This window comes from Pseudoalteromonas sp. SG41-2 (genome assembly GCF_014164535.1).
Lineage (GTDB): Bacteria > Pseudomonadota > Gammaproteobacteria > Enterobacterales > Alteromonadaceae > Pseudoalteromonas > Pseudoalteromonas rhizosphaerae.
In genome coordinates this window covers 108,260-131,008 of record NZ_JACJFK010000006.1, presented here as the reverse complement: position 1 = coordinate 131,008, position 22,749 = coordinate 108,260, and the positions used below count along the sequence as shown (strand labels likewise).

Annotated in this window: 23 protein-coding genes; 9 read left to right on the top strand and 14 right to left on the bottom strand. The window is 36.5% G+C overall.

Annotated features, from left to right (window positions below; genetic code table 11):
- The first annotated feature begins 13 nt into the window (after positions 1-13).
- From H5186_RS06940 to H5186_RS06900, 9 genes are all read left to right on the top strand, one after another.
- Entirely contained in the window at positions 14-976 is a 963-nt protein-coding gene (locus H5186_RS06940) for a flagellin (protein ID WP_149981562.1), read from the top strand.
- A 77-nt stretch (positions 977-1,053) separates the two neighbouring features.
- Positions 1,054-1,488: a flagellar protein FlaG gene (locus H5186_RS06935; RefSeq protein ID WP_149981560.1), complete on the top strand. Its 435-nt coding sequence runs from the start codon at positions 1,054-1,056 to the stop codon at positions 1,486-1,488.
- 31 nt (positions 1,489-1,519) lie between these two features.
- A complete protein-coding gene (fliD, locus tag H5186_RS06930) occupies positions 1,520-2,938 on the top strand; it encodes a flagellar filament capping protein FliD (protein WP_182734918.1) in 1,419 nt (472 codons plus the stop codon).
- Between the two features lie 28 nt (positions 2,939-2,966).
- Entirely contained in the window at positions 2,967-3,395 is a 429-nt protein-coding gene (gene fliS, locus H5186_RS06925; protein ID WP_149981556.1) for a flagellar export chaperone FliS, read from the top strand.
- A complete protein-coding gene (locus tag H5186_RS06920) occupies positions 3,385-3,684 on the top strand; it encodes a hypothetical protein (RefSeq protein ID WP_182718206.1) in 300 nt (99 codons plus the stop codon). The genes fliS and H5186_RS06920 overlap by 11 nt, the downstream gene beginning before the upstream one ends.
- 9 nt (positions 3,685-3,693) lie before the next feature.
- The gene (locus tag H5186_RS06915) at positions 3,694-5,775 is read left to right on the top strand and encodes a 6-hydroxymethylpterin diphosphokinase MptE-like protein (RefSeq protein WP_182739656.1); all 2,082 of its coding nucleotides are present in this window, start codon (positions 3,694-3,696) and stop codon (positions 5,773-5,775) included.
- A gap of 2 nt (positions 5,776-5,777) precedes the next feature.
- On the top strand, positions 5,778-7,085 hold the full coding sequence (locus tag H5186_RS06910) for a DUF4910 domain-containing protein (RefSeq protein ID WP_182794267.1): 1,308 nt from the start codon (positions 5,778-5,780) through the stop codon (positions 7,083-7,085).
- Between the two features lies 1 nt (position 7,086).
- Positions 7,087-7,752, top strand: a complete 666-nt coding sequence (locus H5186_RS06905) for a class I SAM-dependent methyltransferase (protein WP_169019233.1) — start codon at positions 7,087-7,089, stop codon at positions 7,750-7,752.
- Between the two features lie 51 nt (positions 7,753-7,803).
- Positions 7,804-9,183, top strand: coding sequence for an FAD-dependent oxidoreductase (locus H5186_RS06900; protein WP_182739659.1), 1,380 nt, complete (start codon positions 7,804-7,806; stop codon positions 9,181-9,183).
- On the opposite strand, the gene H5186_RS06895 is transcribed toward H5186_RS06900, so the two are convergent.
- Genes H5186_RS06895 through H5186_RS06830 form a run of 14 tightly spaced genes read right to left on the bottom strand, consistent with a single transcriptional unit; the run spans position 9,165 to position 22,747 of the window.
- The gene (locus tag H5186_RS06895; RefSeq protein WP_182794266.1) at positions 9,165-9,995 is read right to left on the bottom strand and encodes an AAC(3) family N-acetyltransferase; all 831 of its coding nucleotides are present in this window, start codon (positions 9,993-9,995) and stop codon (positions 9,165-9,167) included. The genes H5186_RS06900 and H5186_RS06895 overlap by 19 nt on opposite strands.
- Complete coding sequence (locus H5186_RS06890; RefSeq protein WP_182794265.1) at positions 9,992-10,726, bottom strand: hypothetical protein; 735 nt, start codon at positions 10,724-10,726, stop codon at positions 9,992-9,994. Before H5186_RS06890 ends, H5186_RS06895 begins: the two co-directional genes overlap by 4 nt.
- Entirely contained in the window at positions 10,719-10,976 is a 258-nt protein-coding gene (locus H5186_RS06885) for a hypothetical protein (protein WP_145239482.1), read from the bottom strand. The genes H5186_RS06890 and H5186_RS06885 overlap by 8 nt, the downstream gene beginning before the upstream one ends.
- Positions 10,976-12,433, bottom strand: a complete 1,458-nt coding sequence (locus H5186_RS06880; protein ID WP_182794264.1) for an AMP-binding protein — start codon at positions 12,431-12,433, stop codon at positions 10,976-10,978. Before H5186_RS06880 ends, H5186_RS06885 begins: the two co-directional genes overlap by 1 nt.
- A 30-nt stretch (positions 12,434-12,463) precedes the next feature.
- Positions 12,464-13,183: a nucleotidyltransferase family protein gene (locus H5186_RS06875; protein ID WP_145239477.1), complete on the bottom strand. Its 720-nt coding sequence runs from the start codon at positions 13,181-13,183 to the stop codon at positions 12,464-12,466.
- Positions 13,180-14,628 carry a PfkB family carbohydrate kinase gene (locus H5186_RS06870; RefSeq protein ID WP_182718197.1) on the bottom strand — a complete coding sequence of 483 codons (1,449 nt, stop codon included), beginning with the start codon at positions 14,626-14,628 and terminating at the stop codon, positions 13,180-13,182. The genes H5186_RS06875 and H5186_RS06870 overlap by 4 nt, the downstream gene beginning before the upstream one ends.
- Positions 14,625-15,680 (bottom strand): alcohol dehydrogenase catalytic domain-containing protein, encoded by a 1,056-nt coding sequence (locus H5186_RS06865; RefSeq protein ID WP_182718196.1) that lies wholly within the window; start codon positions 15,678-15,680, stop codon positions 14,625-14,627. Before H5186_RS06865 ends, H5186_RS06870 begins: the two co-directional genes overlap by 4 nt.
- A 3-nt stretch (positions 15,681-15,683) precedes the next feature.
- Positions 15,684-16,532: an FkbM family methyltransferase gene (locus H5186_RS06860; RefSeq protein WP_145239468.1), complete on the bottom strand. Its 849-nt coding sequence runs from the start codon at positions 16,530-16,532 to the stop codon at positions 15,684-15,686.
- On the bottom strand, positions 16,532-18,310 hold the full coding sequence (locus tag H5186_RS06855; protein ID WP_076923528.1) for a thiamine pyrophosphate-binding protein: 1,779 nt from the start codon (positions 18,308-18,310) through the stop codon (positions 16,532-16,534). Before H5186_RS06855 ends, H5186_RS06860 begins: the two co-directional genes overlap by 1 nt.
- A complete protein-coding gene (locus H5186_RS06850; RefSeq protein ID WP_145239465.1) occupies positions 18,311-19,081 on the bottom strand; it encodes an SDR family oxidoreductase in 771 nt (256 codons plus the stop codon).
- Positions 19,081-20,136, bottom strand: coding sequence for an alpha-ketoacid dehydrogenase subunit beta (locus H5186_RS06845; RefSeq protein WP_076923526.1), 1,056 nt, complete (start codon positions 20,134-20,136; stop codon positions 19,081-19,083). Before H5186_RS06845 ends, H5186_RS06850 begins: the two co-directional genes overlap by 1 nt.
- Complete coding sequence (locus H5186_RS06840) at positions 20,126-21,082, bottom strand: thiamine pyrophosphate-dependent dehydrogenase E1 component subunit alpha (RefSeq protein WP_182794263.1); 957 nt, start codon at positions 21,080-21,082, stop codon at positions 20,126-20,128. Before H5186_RS06840 ends, H5186_RS06845 begins: the two co-directional genes overlap by 11 nt.
- Entirely contained in the window at positions 21,082-21,774 is a 693-nt protein-coding gene (locus H5186_RS06835; protein ID WP_259399423.1) for a class I SAM-dependent methyltransferase, read from the bottom strand. The genes H5186_RS06840 and H5186_RS06835 overlap by 1 nt, the downstream gene beginning before the upstream one ends.
- Positions 21,752-22,747, bottom strand: coding sequence for a GDP-mannose 4,6-dehydratase (locus H5186_RS06830; protein WP_182794262.1), 996 nt, complete (start codon positions 22,745-22,747; stop codon positions 21,752-21,754). Before H5186_RS06830 ends, H5186_RS06835 begins: the two co-directional genes overlap by 23 nt.
- Positions 22,748-22,749 lie beyond the last annotated feature (2 nt).

The following is a 22,749-nucleotide window of genomic DNA, read 5'->3' as shown; positions in this document are numbered from 1 at the left end:
AGCGGAGGCTATTATGGCTTTATATGTAAATACTAATGTGAGTTCATTGAACGCACAGCGCCAGTTGATGAAATCTGGTAACCAGCTCGATACATCCTTTCAACGTCTATCATCAGGTTTTCGCATTAATAGTGCAAAAGATGATGCTGCAGGCATGCAAATATCTAACCGTTTAACTAGTCAAATAAATGGTTTGAATCAAGGTAACCGAAATGCTAATGATGGGATCTCACTTGCGCAGACTGCTGAAGGCGCACTTGATGAGACTACGTCAATGTTCCAGCGTATTCGTACTCTTGCTCAACAAGCTTCAAACGGTTCAAATACAGATGAAGATCGTTTAGCAGTACAAGAAGAAATTCGTTCATTATCAGAAGAAGTAAATCGTGTTGCTGCAGATACAACATTTGGTGGTCAAAATCTACTAGATGGTTCATTCTCAGCTAACTTCCAAGTTGGTGCTGATGCTGTACAGAATATTAGCTTTAGTATGGCTTCTGTTGGTGGCACTGCAAACTCGGTTGCGGGTAATAATGGCTTTACTATGTCAGGTATTGCAGGTGTAGCAAGTGCTGTGACAGGTGCAAGCTTAAGTGCTACTGCGGGAACAATTAGTTCGCAGGTTGGTGCTTCAGCTGATAATACCGACTTTGCAACTGTATTTACAGCAAGTGGTATTAGTGTATCTTCTCAAGCTAACGCACAAGCAGTAATGGCAGGTATGGATGCAATGATTGCAGTAGTTGATAAAAAACGTGCCGAACTCGGTGCTGTACAAAATCGTTTTCAATCAACTATTCGTAACCAATCTAACATTTCAGAAAACTTGAGTGCTGCTAAGTCACGTATTAAAGATACTGATTTCGCTGCCGAAACAGCTAATTTGACTAAATCTCAAATATTACAACAAGCAAGCCAATCTATTTTGAGTCAAGCAAACCAGCGTCCACAAGTAGCATTATCGTTACTAGGCTAGACGGTTAATTAGGTCATTATTGAGATATTGTCTCGATAATGACTTATACTTTGTTTGTATTTTGAAGGAGAGCTACTATGGCTGACTTAGGTGGAATAATTAAATCGAGTGAAAACTTCACCGCTAATTCATCTTTTACAAATAAAAATGAGTTAAACGAAGCAAGTAAAAAAGCAACTGTTGAAAAAGCTGGTACAAAAATTGCTGGTAGAGAGCCCGCACTTGTTGATAATAGTCAGCAACTTGATTCTGAAAGTGAAAGAAAAGCACTGATCGACGAAGTGAAAGAAAACTTAGAGAAATTAAATAAATATATTCCTGTGACGGCAACAAATTTAAAATTTGAATTTGATGAGCAGGGTGATCCACCAATAATTAAAGTGTTTGATAAAACAAGCGAAGAAGTTATTCGTGAAATTCCAACTGAAGAGTTTAGAGAAGTTGCTAAAGCTTTAGATGAATTTGCCGATAAACTAACTAACAAAGGTTTGTTACTAAATCAAACTGTATAATATTTTTTGGAACAGATAGTAGGAGAGAAGTATGCCACTTATAACATCCGCAGGTATTGGATCTGGGCTGGATCTCGAAAGTATCATTACAGCATCTGTTGATGCCGAAAATGTTCCAAAAATGAATGCCTTTGCAAAAAAGGACAAGTCGTTAGAAGTTGAATTATCTTCAATCGGAGAGATCAAGTCTGCGTTATCCAAGCTACAAGACACAATAAAAAAGCTAGCAGATCCTGATAATTTTAATAAACGTATTGCTAATATCACTCAACCAACAAGTGATGACGGTGATCTCGTCTCAGTTACCCCAACAAAAGATATTACGCCTGGTAATTTTAAAATTGAAGTTGTTGCACTTGCTCAAGGCAGTCGTGCAACGTCAAACGATGCCGTACCTCCTTTGTTTACATCTACTGACGATGTGGTCACTGCTTCTGGAGGCACCTTGTCATTTGCTGCTGGAGACAAAAGCTTTGACCTAACTCTTGATGCGGGTGCGACATTAGCTGATTTGCGTGACGCAATTAATGACTCGGATGATAATTTTGGTGTAACAGCAAATATAATAAATACTGGTACTGAGTCAAAGTTGGTTCTTACTTCGAGTGTGAGTGGCGCTGGTAATGACTTGGTAATTACCAATGATAATGCTGAGCTAGACAATGTATCTACAGATGCTAATGGTGGAGCTTCTGGTAGCGGTGGTATTGGTATAACAGCTGGAAATGAAGCAAAAAGTGCAGTTATAAAAGTAGATGGCATAACAATAACAAATGACACCAATACCTTTAAAGATGCTGTACAAGATATGACGATCACTGCTAAACGACAAAGCGTTGATGGAGAGACGGCAAAGTTAGCTGTTAGCTATGACCGTGAGAGCGTTACAACATTAATTGATGAATTTATTGCTAATTATAACAATGCTATAGGGCAGTTAGGTCTGCAATCGAGAGTTGGTAAACCTTTAAATAGCGATGCAACCATTCGTACTTTGAGCTCGCAAATGGTCAATATGCTTTCTACAAATTTAACGGATGCAGGGCCTTTCACAAGTATTTTCGATATTGGCTTGGGTGTTGATAAGAAAGGTTATCTAGAAAAATCAACTTTAGTCCGCAGTTTAAATACAGCAATGGATGAAAATTTTGATGATATCGGAAAGGCTTTTGCTGGTGAAAATGGTGTTGCTAAACAGTTCGAATCTTTTTTAGATAATTACGTAAGTTCAAAAGGCATTTTAAAGCAACGAGAAGATAATTTAAATACACAGGTCACTGATTTAGAAGATGATGTACTAAAGCATGAATTTAGAATGACCGAATTAGAAAGTAGGCTTAGAAAGCAATATGCGGGTTTAGATGTGTTACTGGCGCAAATGCAATCAACACAACAGTACTTAGGAGCGCAGCTTGCGAGCTTACCGGGATTTACAAGAAACAAATCATAAATTAATTTTGATTTAAAAGGGTTTTAATATGTATAACGCCAAAGTAAAAAATTATCAGAAAGAAGCACTCAAGACCCGTGTTGCCGGTGCTGATCGCTATGAAATAATTCAAATGTTAATGGCGGGTGCGATTGAAAAAATGGTGATGTCTAAAGTTGCTATTGAAAGAAAACATATGGAAGCGAAGGCCGAACATTTATCTAAAGCGACTGCTATTATTGAAGCCTTAAGGGGCTGTTTAGATTTTAAAGTTGGTGGTGAAGTGACTGATAATTTATATGCACTTTATTCTTATATGATAGATCGCTTAGTTGATGCAACAATAAAAAATGATCCTGCAATTGTTGAAGAAGTATCTAATTTATTGAAAGAAATAAAGTCTGCTTGGGATGCTATTCCTCATGACGTTCGAGAAAAAACACTTAGTGAAAATGGTATAGATGCTAATGTCGGCTAGTTTATTGTCTCAGTTAGCCCCCGATTTGTCTGTAATTAATCAATATTTAGCTGAAGGTGATATAGAGTCAGCTCAAAGCAAGTTACTATTAATTGATAGAACATTGAAAGCACTCTTTACCTCACCTGAGAACCTCAGCGAAAACGATGTGTTATTTTTATCGGATTTTTCAATCAAATTGAATACTACGGTATTAGAAATAAGCCTCAAAAAACAGCAGGCTGCAAAAGAACTTGGTATTCATATTAATACGCAAAAAAAAATAAATGTGTATAAAAATATCAAGTAGGTAACCGACATGATAAAGAATATAGATATTAATAACGAGCTTGAGCACATCTCAGAAAAACTTGAAAAAACTATAAAACATCAAGAAAGAGAGGCGATTTTTGCTACAGAAGCAAATGAGCGATTTGAAAAGAATTTTGAGTGTTTTTCTGAGTTTTTCCCTGATATAGCAATAGCAATAAAAAACTTTAAAACCAAAGATGACTTTTGCTTACATGTTACAGAGTCCGGGCATGGTAATTTTATACCAAGTGGTGGAAATACTTTACTTTATTCACAAGACCCCATTACTCAAACTGAAAAACAAATACAGGCACAAAGAGAAAGGCCCGTATTTAGTTTAACTGACTACACTGGTTATCCTGAAGATGATGACGATACCCGTATTCACTCTCGATATATGGTAAAGTTAACTCGCTTTATGAAAAAAGTCAGAGCCGAAAGTAAACCTGTAGTTCGTAACTTACCATCTTCATTTCCTTCCGCAGTTATTTTTGGTATCGGGCTAGGTTATCATGTTCCGCTTCTTTTGGAAGATACTCAATTTGACTATATATTTTTAGTTGAACCAGATTTTGAACAATTTTTTGCGAGTTTATTTTGCACTGATTGGTTTGAAATTATAAAAAAAATTGATTCCAATGGAGGGTGCTTGTTTTTTCATTTAGGTGTTGATCATAAATCATTTATAATTGACCTTGAAAAAATAGCCGAAGACATTGGTGCATTTTCCTTAGTGCGCAGTTTTTGCTATCAGCATACACCCGGTACAGAACTAAATGTTTTGATTAAGCAGTGGAGTGAAGATTACTTCCGTTTTCAGTTTGGTCATGGGTTTTACAACGATGCAATAACTGGGCTTGCTCATAGTATCCATCATATTCGAAATAAAGCTGCGTTACTAACGAAGACGACCCAGGAAATAGACTTTGATACACCTATATTTATTGTTGGTAATGGTCCATCGCTGGATGAAGCTGAAGTATTTTTAAAAAATAACCATCAAAAAGGGATCGTAATCGCTGCGGGAACCGCCATAGCGTCATTATATAAGAAGGGTATCCCAGTTGACTTTCATGTGTTAGTTGAACGTCCATATTCGAACTATAAAATTTTTGGTGATATTTTCCCTGCTGATGAATACAAAAAAGTGAACTTGCTGGGCCTTAATACTTTATATCCTGATACGAATAAACGTTATAAATGGGCAGGAATAGCGGGAAAAGGTAATGAGGCGGGAACATGTTTAATGGACGTTATATCTCAAGTTCATTTGTCCCAAATTTTACCATTGATCCCTTACTGTAATCCTGTTGTTGCAAATGCAGCCCTTTCGTTTTTACTTCATATGGGATTTAGAAATATCTATCTTTTTGGTATTGATAACGGTAAACAGCCATCAGGCTCACATCACAGTAAAGATAGTATTTACAAAGTAAATAATGATGATGATTCAGAGGGGTACGGTAGTTTAGAGTTCAATGGTCGATTGATTGAAGGTAATTTGGGTGGCCATGTTGTTTCAAATGATCTCTTTCTTGTGGCTCATGCGCAGTTAGAAAAGCTTCTAAGTCTTTACAAAGTGAATAACTGCATAAATGTAGGAAACGGTGCAAAACTTCAAGGTGCTATTCCTACTGCAGCAGATAATTTAATTGATATTGAAAAAGAGATTGATAAAGAGTTGGTTATCAGCAATATCAAGAATAATTATTTTACAGTATTACCTGTTGATGATGTAGAAGATAGATTGATTGCAGTGGATAGACTTCAGGATATTTGCGAGCATCTACTCTCAATTATTGATGAAGATATTACAAGTCGTAGTATTGCTGCTAAGCAATTACAGCGTCAAGCTAGGTATGTTTACTCTTTAAGAAATACTAGCTTAGGGCATATATTTCATATAATAAAAGGCGCGCTCTTATATTATCACTGCCCGATGATTACGCTTTTGTATCAATATGAAGACGAAGTATTTTGTTTAGAAAAATATAAACAGCTAAATAAGTTATGGAAATGTTATATCCAAGAGATAATGGCTGATTATAAAATCCACTATGATGAAAAATGTGACTTAGGAAAGGAATAATAGTGACAGATTACCAAGAATCAGAGGCTTTCTACAATGAGTTATTTGATGAGCTTTTCCCTATTCTTCGTTCTATAACAGGTCCAGGCTTACGACAAAGTTATAGTATTCTCTCGCGGTATATGCCGCTTAATATTTCTTCTATTGCTTCTGGTGAAAAAATATTTGATTGGACTGTACCTAAGGAGTGGCATTGTGAAGATGCTTATTTATTAGGGCCTGATGGAGAGAAAATTGCTGATATGCAGCGATTGAATATTGAGGTCGTTAATTACTCAGAATCTGTAGAAATAGAGCTTAGCCTTGAAGAGCTTCAAAAGCACTTATATAGCCTACCTGAGCAGCCAACGGCAATCCCTTATGTTACTAGCTACTATAAAAAGCGTTGGGGTTTTTGTATCGCTCATGAAATACGTGAACAACTTAAAGAGGGAACATACAAAGCTGTAATTAAGAGTCAGTTTGTAGATGGTTCGTTGGATATCGCCCAATCAGTTTTAAATGGTGAATCAAAACAAGAAGTATTACTAAGTTCATATCTATGTCATCCATCAATGGCGAATAATGAGCTGAGCGGCCCTTTAGTTCTTTTAGGCTTATTTAATCGTATTAAAAAATGGCCAAAACGTCGTTACTCCTACCGTTTTGCATTACACCCTGAAACAATAGGTAGTTTAGGATTGCTTCATTTAATGGGGGAGCATTTTACTGCAAACATGGTTTCTGGACTGGTTATTAATTGTATGGGTGGAGAACCTGAAAAATTAGTTTTTAAACATAGTCGGAATGATAATGGTATGCTAGATAAACTTTTATATCATCTAAATCAACATGATTATAACCATGAAAACATACAATTTAGTCCTTTAAGTGGTTCTGATGAAAGGCAATATAATTCTCCCGGCTTTCAATTGCCAGTGTGCTGTGTCAGCCGTAGTTTTCATTCTGGCTACCACCAGTATCATACTTCCCTTGATACTAAAGCGTTTATGGGAATAAAACCACTGCTTGATAGTATTGATAAATTAGAGAAAATATTTTTGGCGTTTGAACAAGCTGCGACTTTTGAGAATACACTACCTTTTGGTGAACCTAACTTAGGTAGTAAAGGGTTGTATCCAACGTTAAGTTTTTTTAGTAAAGAGCGTGTAAGCCAACTCGATGAGCTTAATCACATTAAGATGTTATTAAATTATAGTGATGGAGAGCACGACTCTATTGATATTGCGGATAAATATGGATGCAGTGTTTTAGATATGGCGTCTGCAATTGACAAGCTAGAGCAACAAACACTCTTGGTCATGAAGTGAAATGGGTAATTGGCAGAATATTTATCAGCAGGGCAGGCAATTAAATAAATACCCTTATGATGCAATCGTATCATTGGTGATGCGATTAAGGCACACTAATTCAAGTTTAAGCGCATTAGAGTTAGGCTGTGGTGCTGGAAATAATATCGTTTTTATGGCTGAAGAGGGAGTTGATGTTGCTGGTATTGATATATCTTCAGTTGCTTTAGATTTTGCTCAAGAGCGTCTAACAAGGTTACAACTTAAAGCTGATTTAGTTAATGGTCATTTTACTCAGTTACCTTGGCAAGATAATTCGTTCGACTTAGTGATAGACAGAAGCGCTTTAAACTGTGTTCCTCGCTCAGATATTTTAGTTGCCCTTAGTGAATCTTACCGAGTGTTAAAACCAGGCGGTTGTATATTTTCTATTATGTATGCTGATACTCATCCTGCATTTATAAACTCAGGATATCAGCATGATGGGTTTGCGCGACAATTTTCGCCGGATTATTTCTCTGACATTGATGGCCTATTTTTTGCTTCTAAAGCAGATGTTTGCGAACTATTCAGTAAATTTGCAATAACGCAGCAATCGTATGATGTTTCTTATGATCAGAACGATAAGATCACTTCTGCACAAAGAAGTATCGTTGCATATAAATCACCTATTGCTCAAATTACGTAATCATGAGTGGTTATCATATAGCTACTACTTACTAGTTTCTGGAGAATTATTATGCGAAATTCAGCTATCGTTGTTGGTGGTGGGGTATGTGGTTTAATGGCGGCATTACTACTCAAACAGTCTTTTAAAAAAGTTACAATAATTGAGCAAAGTGAGCGTGTTGGGGGATTATTTTGTTCTATAAAAGATGAGTTAGGTGCATATTATGATATGGGATCACATATACCGAACGCAACGGGCATAGAAGCGCTTGATACTCTGTTATTTGGCGAGCTAGAAAATCGTGATTACTATTGGCACGTAATAGAAAAACTGCAATCAGGTAATTACTTTGCCGGTGAATGGGATTTAAACTCTCCGTTTCCAGATAGTCACAAACTGCCAAGCGAAGAGTATTATCAAGGTTGTGCTGAGCTTATTCAAGCAACCTCTTCTAGTGGCAGTTCGCTTATACTCCCTTATTGCGAAGAAACATTAGGCAAGACGTTTACCCAGCATATTATTAAACCAATTCTGTATAAGCTCTATGGTAAACATACAGATTTAAATACATTAACGGTCGCAGCAGGACTATTTGGCTTTACTCGCATTCTTGCTTTTGAGCCCGATGTTGCAAATGCACTGAAAAATATTCCTACTTTTGATGCTAAAATTGGATATCAAACGCAAGCGCATTTTCATGAAAGACAAACCAAAGACAACTCAAAAACTCCAAATTACTTTTATCCATTAGAAAATAAAGGCATTGAGTCTTGGGTTGAGTATTTAGTAACTAAAGTTAAAAGCGCTGGAGTTGAGGTTGTACTTTCTTCATCAATAGAGAAGATAGAGACTAATGGACGGCAGATCACGGGAGTAAAGCTTACTAATAAAGCAGAAATCCTTGAGTGTCAGTTGTTATTTTGGAGTGCTCCTCCGTTTATTGCCTTAAAAGCATTAGGCTTACCTTTAGTTTATAACAAGCCAGAACTGAGAACTGCTATTGTATTTCATTTGAATTTTGACTTGCCTTTACTTGATCAAAAATCGCATTATCTATGGGTGTGGGATCATCAAACGGATATATTTAGGTTGACGTTATACCCTAACCTCAGCACTAAAAGTCAGCATGCGAACTTGTCGGCAGAAATATTATGCAGGCCAGAAGAGGTGGAGCAGTATGACGTGGATGAAATTGTGAATACATTAAAGAAAATGCAAGTTGTCGGCCAAGATGCTACATGTATCAGTCATATTAAACAGGTCATACATGGCACTTTTCCTGTGCCAACTTTAGAATTTGAAAAAAATAATCAAGCTAATTTTGATACATTAAAAAACAGTGTCGATAATATAATTATTTCAGGCAGATCAGGCGGTAAACAATGGCGACAAGCTGATGTACTTGTTGCCGCATATAACGATATAAACAATTATTTATCGACAGAATAAGAGACTTCTTTTCCATTATCAAAACGATATAGTTCAGATGGGTTACAGTTAAGCAATGCAAATTGGTTATCAGCAACAAAGTCTTTTACAAAATGATAAAGTGCTTTCATCTTTATTGTATAGATAAATGATCTTCCAAGTTGGGCTTGTTTCATAATCCCTGAGTTTAATAATGCAGCTTCTAACTTGGAATAGTCTTCCCTGTAGGCATTATTTATAGGAAAGCAAAAGTGGTAAAAAGTACCGTTAGCCTCTTCTCCATTTGTGAGCGTTGTCACACCGGTAAAAGGTTTATTAAACCGGTATTTTAATCCTAACATTGCTTCTATTTGAACAATCACCGTGGCGACTCTAAGGCCAATGCCTTGCAGTACAAGCACTGTATCTTGTTCTATTAACCTACTAAACGTTGAGTTTTCTGCAAAGGCATAATATTCAGGTTTTTTGGGTAAACAGATTTTTGCCACATCAGGCCCTAAACCGCAGATTGAGAACATAGGGTGCCCTGAGCGTACTACATTTGGTTGTTGTCGAAACCACTCAGGCCAATACCCTAAGACACATTCTTGTGAGCGCAAATCTTCTTTGCGACTGCGTGGGAATTGATAATTAAAGGCTGGCATAAATATATTACCGTTATCACCAATTGCAGTTTTAAAGCAGTTTAGGAACGCCTCAGGCACTTCTTTTACTGAGTGATTTTCTATAGCGCCAAGTGTAAATAATGAAGAGTGTATAAACACACTGTCATTCATGTTGATACCAACTGAATGTAATGTTGCGATAATTTGTTCTTGGCTGATACTTCTCACAAAAAGTCCTCATTACCGAAAGCTGCTTTAACTTCGTCGTAGATAGTATCAATTCTTTTTGAAAAAGCGGGATCTTTCCACGGCTTGCCTGATAGAATCATCCATTCATATTTAGCAATAAACTTTTTTTTCTGTGATTCATCTAAGGTATCAATAAAGCCCCCCATTTTTTCTTTGAGGCGGTCTACAAGTTCCTTCAAACACCTAAAGATAAACACAACTTCAGGATCACGTAACAATGGCTTCATAGAAACTGTAAGTTCACGTTTCAACTTTATGGCTTGCTCTCTAACCAGCGTACATTTATGGTTATTATCTGGATCACGGTAAAAAAGATCCATTAAAGCGGAGTACTCAAAATCAATAACAGTACCAAACGCATCTACTATAGGGAAGTAGGGATATATTCTGCAAACTAAGGGTCTATGTCCATGGGGTTCGCATAAACCACCACATTGGCAAGAGAGCAAATAGATATTGAAGCTTTTACCGTTTGAAAGCGTAAATGTACGCTTTTTAGCTGGTGTAGTAATATTTTTAATACCACCAATAGATTTATAGTACTCATACTCATTTTCGAGAAGAGGTAAAGATACACCACTTTTGTCTAGGATATTAAAATGCTCTCCGTAAAAATTTTTACAGCAGTAGCCACCGCATGTTTTCCAACACTCAGGGGCATTCACATATTCCGTATTATATATTTCTTGCCAATTCACTTTGTTAGGCATTAGTAGACTCACTAAGTAGCTTTATTAGGCCACTGTAAGATGTAAATTGCACAGGGTCAGCTTCTTCGAAATCAATATCAAGGTTTAAGCTGTTTTCTATTTCCATTAACATACTAATAAAATCAAGCGAATCTAAAAGACCTAAACTTATTAAACTATTTTTTTTATCTAATGATATGAGTATGTCCTGACCATGCTTTTCTATTAATTTATTATTGATAGCTTGTTCAATCGAATTTGTTAAGCTCATTATTTCTCCATCATGGTATGTAGGGCGCTTTTATCAATTTTACCATTACTATTTAGTGGCATGGAATCGATCCATATAATCTTTTTGGGCACCATATAAAGTGGCAGCTGTTGCTTTAAGTAATCAATCAGTGTTTGCTCACTTTCTTTATCGGCTGGATTACAAATAAATAAAGTCAAACTTTGAGGTTGTTGTATTGGCGTTGCGATAGCCTGTACCAAAGGGTTTGATAAAAAATTTTGTGCTAGTGTATTTACTTCGGATAGCTCAACGCGGTATCCCTGGATTTTAACTTGGTCATCTACACGGCTAATATAGTGAAATACTCCTTGAGCATCACGATTTACGAGATCACCACTTCGATAATGGGTAATGTTATTTGTTTTAATTAAACATTGCTGAGTTTTAATATTGTCATTTAAATACCCAGAAAATACTTGAGGCCCCGAAATCAAAAGCTCACCTTGTGCATCTAAATCAAAGCTCATGTTTTTAAGTGCTTTACCCAGGGGAATATAGCTACTATCACTATCATCATTACAATCAAATACATATCTACTGCATGCTATTGTAGCCTCAGTTGGTCCGTATAAATTAATAACCTTGCTGTTTGGTGCTGCTTTTTGCCATTGCAGAGCGAGTGTTCTAGGTAAGGGCTCACCACAAAACTGACTCACACGAAGGCTAGGATAGGCATCATTTTTAAGCATTCCTAGTTTAGCCATAATTGATGCAGTAGAAGGGACACTAAACCACACTGTAAGCCCGTGTTGTTTAATGAATTTACCTGGCGCAAATATAGCGGTTTCAGGCACTACATAAAGACAAGCACCTTGCAGCCAAGTAACAAATATATCATGCATGCTTAGATCAAACGTTGGATCAAATACTTGGCTTACCTTATCTGTATTACTGAGGGGTAAAGACTCACACATAGTATCAAGATAAGACTTAAGATTCGCAATGCTAATAGGCACACCTTTTGGTGAGCCTGTAGAACCTGAAGTAAATAAAACATAAGCGATATTGGATAGGCTGCGAGCTTGTAGTGATTTAGTTGATACAATGCTTTTATTGACTATATCGTCCAAACATACAAATACTCTATCTGGGAGTGCTTTTATTAATGCTTGGCTGATCGACAAATATTTTTTACTGTATAAAACATACTTTAAGTTGCCTTGCTTTATGATAAAAGCCAATCTAGCTATTGGCAGTTTTACCCCAAGTGGTATAAATGTTCGTGAATCTAAAGCGCAGGCAAGTACGGCGCTATAATAGTGAGTATCTCGGTAACTTAAAATTCCAACTTGCTCAGCTTCACTTATTTCGCTCGTGTTAATATTATTAGCGTAACTTGCAAGCTGTTTATAAGTAATGTATTGATTATCAACAAAAATTGCAGGAAGTTTTGCATGGCTTGCAATGCTGTTTTTAAGTTTTTCAGATAACTTCACTTTATATCCTAGTTTTTATTTATCTTAATATTAAGCAGGTTTGTTGATAGCCAGCAATTCAGTTTGAAGTTTATTATAAGCTTGTGGAGTGCCTATATCTATATATCTCAGATGGGTTTTATAGCTATAAAGACTGCCCAATAATAAAGGCACCATGTCGTGGCTAATTTCATAGAAGCTTTCCTGTTTAAAGTGTGAAAAGTATTTTTCATACACTCCTGCGGAGAATAAAAACAATGCCCCGCTTGCTAGGTTACTTGGTGGATTGGATACTTTTTCATGAAACCTTTGGATTGAAGCGTCTGAATCAAGTTCAACAATACCACATGAGGAGGGAGAAGCAGATTCAAAAAGTAAAAGCGTAGCATCACACTTTTTGGGCCTTTTTGAATGGGCTTCTACAAAATTAGTAAGGGTATCTTCGCAATAGTTATCAGCATGAATGACCATTGTGGGACTACAATGCCAAAACTCTTTATTACTAATCAAAGTGCCGCCTGTACCGAGTAACTTTTTCTCTCTAACGATTGTTATTTTATTACGGTATTCGGACTTTGACACAAACTCTTCTACTTGTTCAGCGAAATAGTGCACATTAATGAGTATGTCGCTGACACCAAGTTTATCGAGCTTTTCTAGCCAATAAGCCAATAAAGGCTTGCCTTTAATAGGCACTAAACATTTTGGAATTGTATTAGTCAAAGGTTTTAACCGAGTGCCTAACCCTGCTGCAAGCAATATTGCTTTCATATATTTTTGAATGACTCCAGTACTCGTTGCTGTAGCGTGTTGAAGGACAGTGGCTGATTTCCGAGAGTATCTACTTGGCAAGCGGCTGCAATACTTGCAATATAAAAAGCTTGCCAAGGTGTCGCACCTGAGCACAATGCCAGGCTACTGGCAGCTAAGAAGCAATCACCAGCTCCCGCAGGATCAACCGCATTACGGTTAATCGCAGGAAGCATATCATTTTCCCATTGGCCGTTTTGATCTGGTAGATGGATAAAAATACCTTCTCCTGCGAGGGTAATAACTAAAGACGTTGGATTTGCTTTTTCGCAAAGTTTTTGGGCCAATATAGGTAGACCATCATCAATATTATTCAATGCTACGCGTACTTCTTTTTCTGTTGGTGTTATTAGCATCATATCTTTATAACGGGCAATGTCACCAACTTGAGAAGATGTTTGGCTGTCTGCGACAACACGTACATTGTTTTCTTTGCATAAAGCAATGACTTTATCGACCAGAGTTTGAGGTAATAATCCATAATTAAAATCAGAAAATACCAGTAAATCGAAGTTGTTAATACTACTTTCAAGTTGCATGTATAAATCTGTTTGAATTTCTTTAGAAATTTTATGCTGTCGAACTTGATTGACCCTTAGAAGTGTTTTATTGCCAGCTCTATATCGTGATTTTAATGGTGTTGGGCGACTGCCATCATCGAAAAGTATAGTATCAATATTGTATGCGTTAATATGATTTTTTACGTAATCAGCTTTATCATCTTTGCCAAGTACCGAGAAAAGCGTAACTTGATTAGCTCCTAGCCCTTTTATATGACCTGCTGTAATTGCTGCTCCGCCTAAAAATGTATCCGTTCTATCTGGTGTCATCACTATGGTAGGATCCTCCTGAGATAAGCCTACCGCAGTACCTTGGATATATTCATCGACGATTATTTCGCCAATTACAGCAACACGGTTTTCACTAAATTGAGAAAATACCGTGTTGATTGATTGATAATTAAACTGATGCCTTGTTGCATAACTTTGGCATTTTTTATAATCAAAGTTATGACCATGGCTTATTGTTCTTGTAATATATTGTTCGGAATTAGATTCGAACTCACCAGAGCCAAAAATAAGCTTTCCTCCGTACATTTCAACAAGAGCATGCTCAGGATTGTGCCTACTTTCAAACTCTTTACCTTTCACGACAATATGAGGCTTGAGGCTCTTTACGGTTTCTGCTGGAGTTAAATCTGATAAAAATGCTTCATTCACACATTCGAGGGATTGAACCATCTCTAGGCGATGTTGTTCGTTTACCCGACTCTTTAACCCCATAGATTTGTCGCTGTTAACAGCAACAATTAGTTTATCACCACACTCTTTTGCAAAACGAAGTAAGCGAATGTGGCCAGGGTGTAAAATGTCAAAATTTCCTTGAACAAGGACTTGCTTATTCATACTTCAATATTCTCAAAAGTAATGATGGCTCTGGTAATTTCTCTTCGTTCGAGCGCCGATATTGCTTCATTGATTTGATTCAAAGAATAGCGATGGCTTATCAAAGAATTAATAGATATTTCAAGTTTTTGAATAATATCTGCAATCGATTTTAAATCTTTGTCTGGATTACAATTACCTCCCCAAGTTCCAAAAATTTGCTTTCCACAAATTAGTTGATGAGGATCTAACTTTATAAAATCGCCAGTTTTTGGATGTGAGGCAAAATAGCATTTACCGCTGTTATGTATATTATTAAAAGCGAATTCTATGGTTTCACATAGTCCAGCACTCTCAATAGCATAATCAAAGCCGTTAGGGTGTTGCTCTTTGAGTAAAGCTAGGCTTGCTTCTTCATATAAATAAGCTTCATCGGCGCCTAGTTGTAGTGCTAAGTCACATTTAGATTGTTCAATATCTACAACTATGATTTTTTTTGGTCTGAAATGTTTAAGCATTAATAGTGCACTTATGCCTATACCACCTAGTCCGATTAATATCACATTACTATTAGAGTGTGGTTGTATCTGGTTAAGAACCATACCGGCTCCTGTGGGGAGGGCGCAACCGAGTAAAACAGCTAACTCATTTGAAATACCTTCAGGGCAAATGGTTACTCTATTCTCAGATATAACAGAGTACTCTGAAAAAGTCGTAACTGGACCTGCATTGATAATTTGACCCTCTTTGCTAATTATATGTGTCCCACCGGAATCGATTCCACTGCCTTTTAGCCAACCAAGAACGACACGATTTCCTTGTTTAACCTTGGTAACACTATTGCCAACTGCTATTACTTCACCTACACCTTCATGACCCATTAAGTGGGGCAAATACTTGTCTTCTCCTCTAAGGCCTTTACTCTCCATCAGCTGGCTTCTACACAAGCCAGCCATATGCATTTTCACCAGAACTTGATTATCTTTCAAATACGGTATTTTTAAATCGAGTAGTTGAAGGGGCTGCTCTATATCTATTAATACACCTGCTTTAAAATAAGTTGGAATATTCATATTTTACCAAGGCATCTTATTTTTACTAGAAAGGAAAACACTACCTTCTCTATGACTTAGGGGTAATTCGGCAAGAGAGTTCACTTTTTTCCAATCATTTTTTTGAAGAAAAATATTTAAGCCGACTTGTAAACTGTAGTCGAAAATAGTTTTTGCATTTTTTTCGCCATTAATTTCCATCATAAAATCAATTTTTAAAGCGTCCTCCGAAGAAATTGAAGTTAATACATCTGCTTCTTGACCTTCAATATCAATTTTAATTAAGTCAAATTCTTTAGCTATATTACCTATGTTATTAACTTTAACTTCAAATTTATCTAGCTCTCCATAGGGATTACTTTTTGCGCCGCTCAAATGACTTCCAGTTAAGTTTCCACATACTCGTGTAAATTCAGCTTTGCCATCAAAACTTGCCGCGGCTTCATTTATTGGCTTAATCTTTTTACAATTATTTAATTCTAGGTTTTGTTTTAAAACGCGGAATGTTTCAGGGTCCGCTTCAAAACATGTAACTTGATAATCTAATAAGCTCAGCACTATTGAATGCAGACCGATATTAGCGCCAAGATCTAACACATTCTTATAGTTATTTTTATTTTTCAAGTAAAAGCTTAAAATGATTAGCTCATCAATACCAAATAAATGAGTCGTATTAATATTGCCCATATCGTAATACGGAAGAGAAAATGTAATATTATCCGTTAATAAAAATGTTGGTGTTGATGTCGTGTTATAAGCGCTGGCAATTACTTTTGATAGTTTTTTGTTAAGAAGCTGGTAATCACTGCTTGATTGTACGTGTGATTGTGTATTCCTAGCTAGCATAACCAGCTCTTGGTGTAAGTTTATCATTATAGATTTTCCTTCAAACTGGGTATAAGCATAGCTTTTTTTTGTTTTATGTAAGCAAGTTCAGGGCTCATATTCTCTAATGGATTGCCATACTTGATAATCGGTTCATATCTAAAGTTTGGGTTAATTACTAATTCGATAAGCTTTGGCCCTTCTTGATCCATGCGAAGGTGTAAACGTTCTACTAATAATTTTAATTGCTCATTATTTTCAACTTTTTCAGAGTCGATCCCATAAGCTTTAGCAACTTCAGAAAAATTTATGTGAGGCAAGCCATTATTACAATCAGCAGAAAAATAATTTGAGTCTAGCCAATCATCTTGGGTTTGTTTTATCATACAATGACCACTATTGTTAAATACAATAATAATGACTGGAAGTTTCAAGTGATTTAACGTTGAAAGTTCTTGGATATTCATTTGCAAACCACCATCGCCAACTATACAAAATACTTCTTTTTCTTTTGCTAGGGCAACACCAATCGATGCAGGTAAAGCATAGCCCATGGGGGTATTATTATATGAAGAAATATACTGCTGGCCTTTTTTCTCTTTACCGTAGACAAGAGTTAAAGGTAAGCAAGTACCTGTATCCACACATATATTTTGGTCATCACAGAAAGCACCACTAAACAACTCAACAGCTAAATATGGGTTTACACCACCGTAATTATATTCAGGTATGTAGTTAAACTCTTGTGTGACATCCGTAATATAATTTAGCCACACATCGTTATTTTTAAATATTTCAATTAAATCTTCACAATGCAGTGAAAAAGCATCTAAAAAAACTTGTACAGATACAGGAAATTGATAGTTGATTACTTTGCCTAATTGGGCAAATTTCTCTATTTCGTTATGGTCAATATCCACCATTGCGATTTTAGCTTCACGTGCAAAGGTATCTAATTTTGCTGTGGCTTTTGAATCTAGTCTGCACCCAATAGAAATGATAAAATCGCAATTTTGTAAAACGATATTATTCCCACGTAAAGAATGAGTTCCAAAATTCCCTAGATTTAGCTCGTCATCATGATTTGCAATCCCTTTGAGCGGCCAAGTCGATAGAAAGGGGATTTTTAGTTTTGTTGCAAGTGAAATTAACCGTTCTGCTGAGTTATGGCACCCAGCACCAAGAATAAATAAAGGTTTTTTCGCTTGTTTTAATGACACTATGAAGTTATTAAATATGTTTTCTTGAATTACTTTATGGTTTACAGTTGATTGATTAAAAGCTTCAAATGGTATTTTTTTTATATCTAATATCTCTCGCTGAAAGTCATCAGGAATATCTATTAACACAGGCCCTGGCCGGCCACTTAATGCTGCTTTTATAGCTTCAGGTAATACAGTGATAATGTCATTAGGTCTTTTTAATTGTATTGCGTACTTTGTTATTGGCTTTGCCATAGAAACAATATCGGTTTCTTGGAAACCATATTGGCGAACCCCTAATTTATGCGATTGCCTAAATGAAGCTACATTTCCAGTTATATGTAAAGTAGCTACAGAGTCAAAGTAGGAGCTTGCGATACCTGTTAATAAATTTGTAGCGCCTGGGCCTGATGTGGCTATAGTCACGCCTAGTACATGGTGTGTTTTTGCATAACTATCAGCAGCCATCGCACATGATTGCTCATGTTGCATTGCAATAGCTGAAAGCGAAGGGTGTTTTTCAATTGAGTCAATTAAATGTAAAGCAGCACCGCCTTGCAGAACAAATACATGCTTGATATCTAATTGAGCAAGGTAAGATGCAATATAATCCGTTAGTTTCATTTATGTATGCTCTTTATTGAGTCTACGCAATTTGTAGATATTTGGGTTTTCAAGAGACTCCAAAAAATCCTCATGAAAAATTTCTTTGGATGCAATGCTATAGTTTCGTCCACTAAACTTACTATTTGCATTATCAAGAAGAAAAATTAAGGAGTCGATGACCAGTTGCATAGACACAAAGTCATTTTCCTCATATCTTCTGGCTGTTTCCTTATATGCTTCCGGCACTATTTCTTTTGCGTGGAGTGTTTGTTGGTGAATAGGTGTATCTACCCAGCCAGGACCAACATTTAGAAAGATTAAATCGGGATATTCAGCAGCTAAAACTTCAGTCATTTTTATTAATGCTACTTTCGCATTTATATAAGAGTTGAACTTCGTCGGGGCGCTATTGACGCCTCCGCCAGCAAAAGTCAGGATTTTGCAGTTTGATTTCATTTTTAGAACTGCTGAACTTAACACTTGCACTATAGATAAGTAATTAATTCTATATGCATTTTCCCAATCGTCATAAGAGCAATCTGATAGAGAACCGATTGGCTCGAGTGTGCCATGAACAAAAATTATACTATCATATATTGAAAAGTTCGTTTTATGGCACCAATCGTCAACGTTTTTTTGTGAGCTAAAATCAACTTTTGTTAGTTCAGCAAAATCTAAGTTTGATTTTCGCCCTCGATAAGTACCGTGAATAATCGTATTTTGGCTTAAGCGCTCAGCAAGTGCTTGCCCAATACCACTATTTATTCCTGTAATTAATACTCGATTCATTAAAACGGGCCTTTAAACCAGTTACCAGGAACATCGTGAGGAAATTCTACATCTTCGGTCATAAATATTTCCCTATCAAGGAGTTCAGATACAGCTTTAGTAATCTCAGTTCTGGTTTTGTAGTATTTTTTTGTTAATCCAAAGCTCGTAGGTTCAGGGTAAGAGGGGAGTGCTATTCGTTTTATTGGTTTTTTTAAGGAAGTAAAGCATGCTTCATATATTTTTGCTGAAATTTCACTAGAGACAGAAAATGAGTTATGTCCTATATCAGTGCATATGCAGGTTTGAGTCTTATTGACAGAGTTATAAATAGTTTGCCAATCAATATTTGTCGGTTCAGATACCTCAATTACCTCGCAGTTAACACCTTGTTTTTTTAGGAAGTTGTGGCAGTGTATGGCTTCTAGGAGCATATAGCTATTAGCGATGATAGTGACATCTTCACCTTCTTTGATGACTCTCGTTGTTTGCATGTTTGAGTTGTAATCGACGCACGTTTCTTTGTCGATGTTTTGGTTATGCAGCCATCGATGTTCAAGGAAAATAGTTGGATTATTATCCATTATACTTTGATAAAGTAGCTGTCCTACATTATCAGTTAAGCTTGGAGTAACAACTTTAAGTCCAGGGATATGTGCAAACCATGATTGCAAGCTTTGTTGATGAGTGGGTCCTTGACCCCAACCCCTACCTATGATTAAACGTATTGTTAAAGGTACAGTCATTTGCCCATTAAACATGTAGTGCCACTTAGCGGCATTATTTACAAGTTGGTCCATGGCAAGCAAGAAAAAATCGACTCGTTGATGGGTCATTAATACACGTGTGCCAGTAATAGCTGCGCCAATCCCTACACCCGTCATTGCATTTTCAGATGTTGGCATATCAAAGACACGGTCTGAGCCAAACTTTGATTGTAAGCCTGTAGTTGTACCAAAAATAGCTTTTGGATCATTAATACCTAATCCCATACAAATCATGCTATCGTCTTCAGCCATGGCACAGTGCTGTGCTTGGTTTATTTCTTCAGCGAATGTTGTTGTTTTATTTTGCATAAAGAAACTCTTCGTTTAACTGTGGATTTGGAAAAGGGCTATTTTCAGCAAAAAGAAAAGCATCTTCTATTTCATTTTTTATTTTGATAATCATTTCGTTATGAGTTTTCTCGAAATGTTGATCTGCTGATAGTTCCGCGAATAATAATTTTAACGGATCTTTTTCAAGCCATGTTTTGACTTCACCTGCGGCTCTGTAGTTTAAGTCATCATCAAAATTAGGACCGCAATGCTCTCTGTGACGATATGTATCAAGCTCTAAGAGTGCTGGGGCATTATTCTTTCTAATATATTCAATAGCACTCTCAACGGCATGGGTTAGTGGTATTAAAAGATTTCCATCAGCGTGAAAGCTTTCAACTCCAATTGATTGCGATAAATCCGTAATGCTTCTATTAACCGGCTGGCGAACTTCTAATGGGCTATACACTGAATAGCGGTTATTCTCACATATGAATAATATAGGAAGAGATTTAACTGCTGCAAAATTTAACGACTCGTAAAAAGCGCCTTCTTCCGTTGCACCGTCACCAAAATAACTTACGGTCAAAAAATTGCTATTTTGTAGTTTTTGACTTAGCGCACTGCCAACCGCCAGTGGTATACTATTACCCACAATTGCAGTGCTAGCTATAAAACCGCAATCCAAGTCTGTTAAGTGCATAGAGCCACCTCTGCCACCTGTGCAGCCTGTCGCCTTGCCATATAATTCAGCTATCATTTTCTTTAATGATCCGCCTTTGGCTAGATAGTGGGCATGTGCTCTATGTGAACTGAAAGCCTTATCATCTTTAGATAAAAAATTAGAAACAACAACAGGTACTAGCTCTTGACCTATTGACAGATGTGTTGGGCATCTCATTTCTTGCTCAGGGTAGCGTAAGGCTATTATTTCTTCTATTTTTCGAATTCTTAATGATTCGAAATATGCATCAAGTTTTTTCATTAGGGTATAAACCAATAAAAATCGCCAGTGTAGCCTGTATCTTTGAAAAACTCTTTCCACTGATCAACATGCATCATTGTTTTGGCTGTTAGATTCCAGGCTTCCATGCGTTCTTTTTCTTGTTCATTTCTATATGCATCAACAGTAATAAATGCTTTAGCTTTAGAAACTCGCTCTATTTCTTGCAGTGCTTTTGCACAATTATTAAGATCTAAATTATGAATAGTGTTAATTGATATTACAGTATCAAAACTATTGTCTTCGAAAGGTAATTTAGTAGCGCAACCTTGTTGTAATAAGTGCTTTACTTCCTGTTTGGCATTGTCTAATGCGTAATGGGATATATCTATTCCACTCAATATCATTGTTGGTAGCTGTTGTAAAATATCATAAAGCATAAATCCTTTTGCACAGCCTACGTCTAATAAACTGCTATTTTCTTGCAGGCCAAAGTGCGTAATAAAGTCAGGCACGACTGGCTGCCAAAACCGTGAATGATAGTTAAAACCACCATAGCCGTGCTCTCTATCACCATCAAAGAATTCCTCGTCAAATTGGCGCGCTATAGCTCTAACTGCTTCACTTTTGGCTTCTAATCTACCAGAAAGATCACGCTTAGACTTAGGGTAATTTTTTAGTAAATCTATTTCTTGTCCTATCATGATTACCTCAAGGTTTGTGAATATAGTCATGTTCTTGCTTGGCGAGTACATCTAAATTTTGCTTCATCCAATAAATTGTTCGTTCTAAGCCGTTTTCTAATGAAATAGAATCTTGCCAATTTAGCTCGGAGCGAATTTTTTTTGTGTCTAATAAATATGCTGCATCTTTTCCTAATCGATCTTCAGTCGATTGGCACACTTGTTCAAATGGGAGCTTAAGCATATTGCAGATTGTTTCAACGAGTACTCGAATAGAGATCATTTTATCTGTTGAAATATGGTAAATATCACCATTTTTACCCTTTTCGCCAATAAGTTGTGTCGCTGAAGATACATCGTCAATATGTATAAATGATCGTGTTGAATGCCCTCCGCCATGCAGCTGTAATTTTTTGCCTAGTAGGGCATATAAAATAGTACGAGGGATTATGCGATAAAGCTGTTGGCCTTCACCATAAACATTGGCAGCTCGTGTAAATACCACTGGAAAGTCATAAACATCTGCAAATGTATGTAGACTCATATCTGCAGCAGCACGGGAGACTGCATATGGTGTACTGGGTTGATAATTAGTATGCTCTGGTACTAATCCGTTACAACTACCATAAACTTCGGGAGTTGATATATGGATGTATTTTTCAAGGAAATCTAATTGTCGGAGAGAATTGTGTAACTTGATCGTTGAAACAGTGTTAGTCATAAACCAATGTTCAGGATGTTGCCAGCTTTGACCAACCATGCTTTGTGCAGCAAAGTTATAAATTTTTTTAATTTTTTTCTGTTTAACAATATCAATAATTTTTTGCAGATGATGATTTATATCCAGTTGGCTAAATTGCAATTTATCTGCATTTTTTTGCCAACTATATGGTAGTAATGCTGAATTAGGTTCTGATGAGCGACTAACAGCAACAATTTGCTGATCATTTTTTAGCATATGCGCACAAAATGATGCCCCTGAAAATGAATTGCTTCCTAAAACTAAAATTGATGAGTCATTCATAG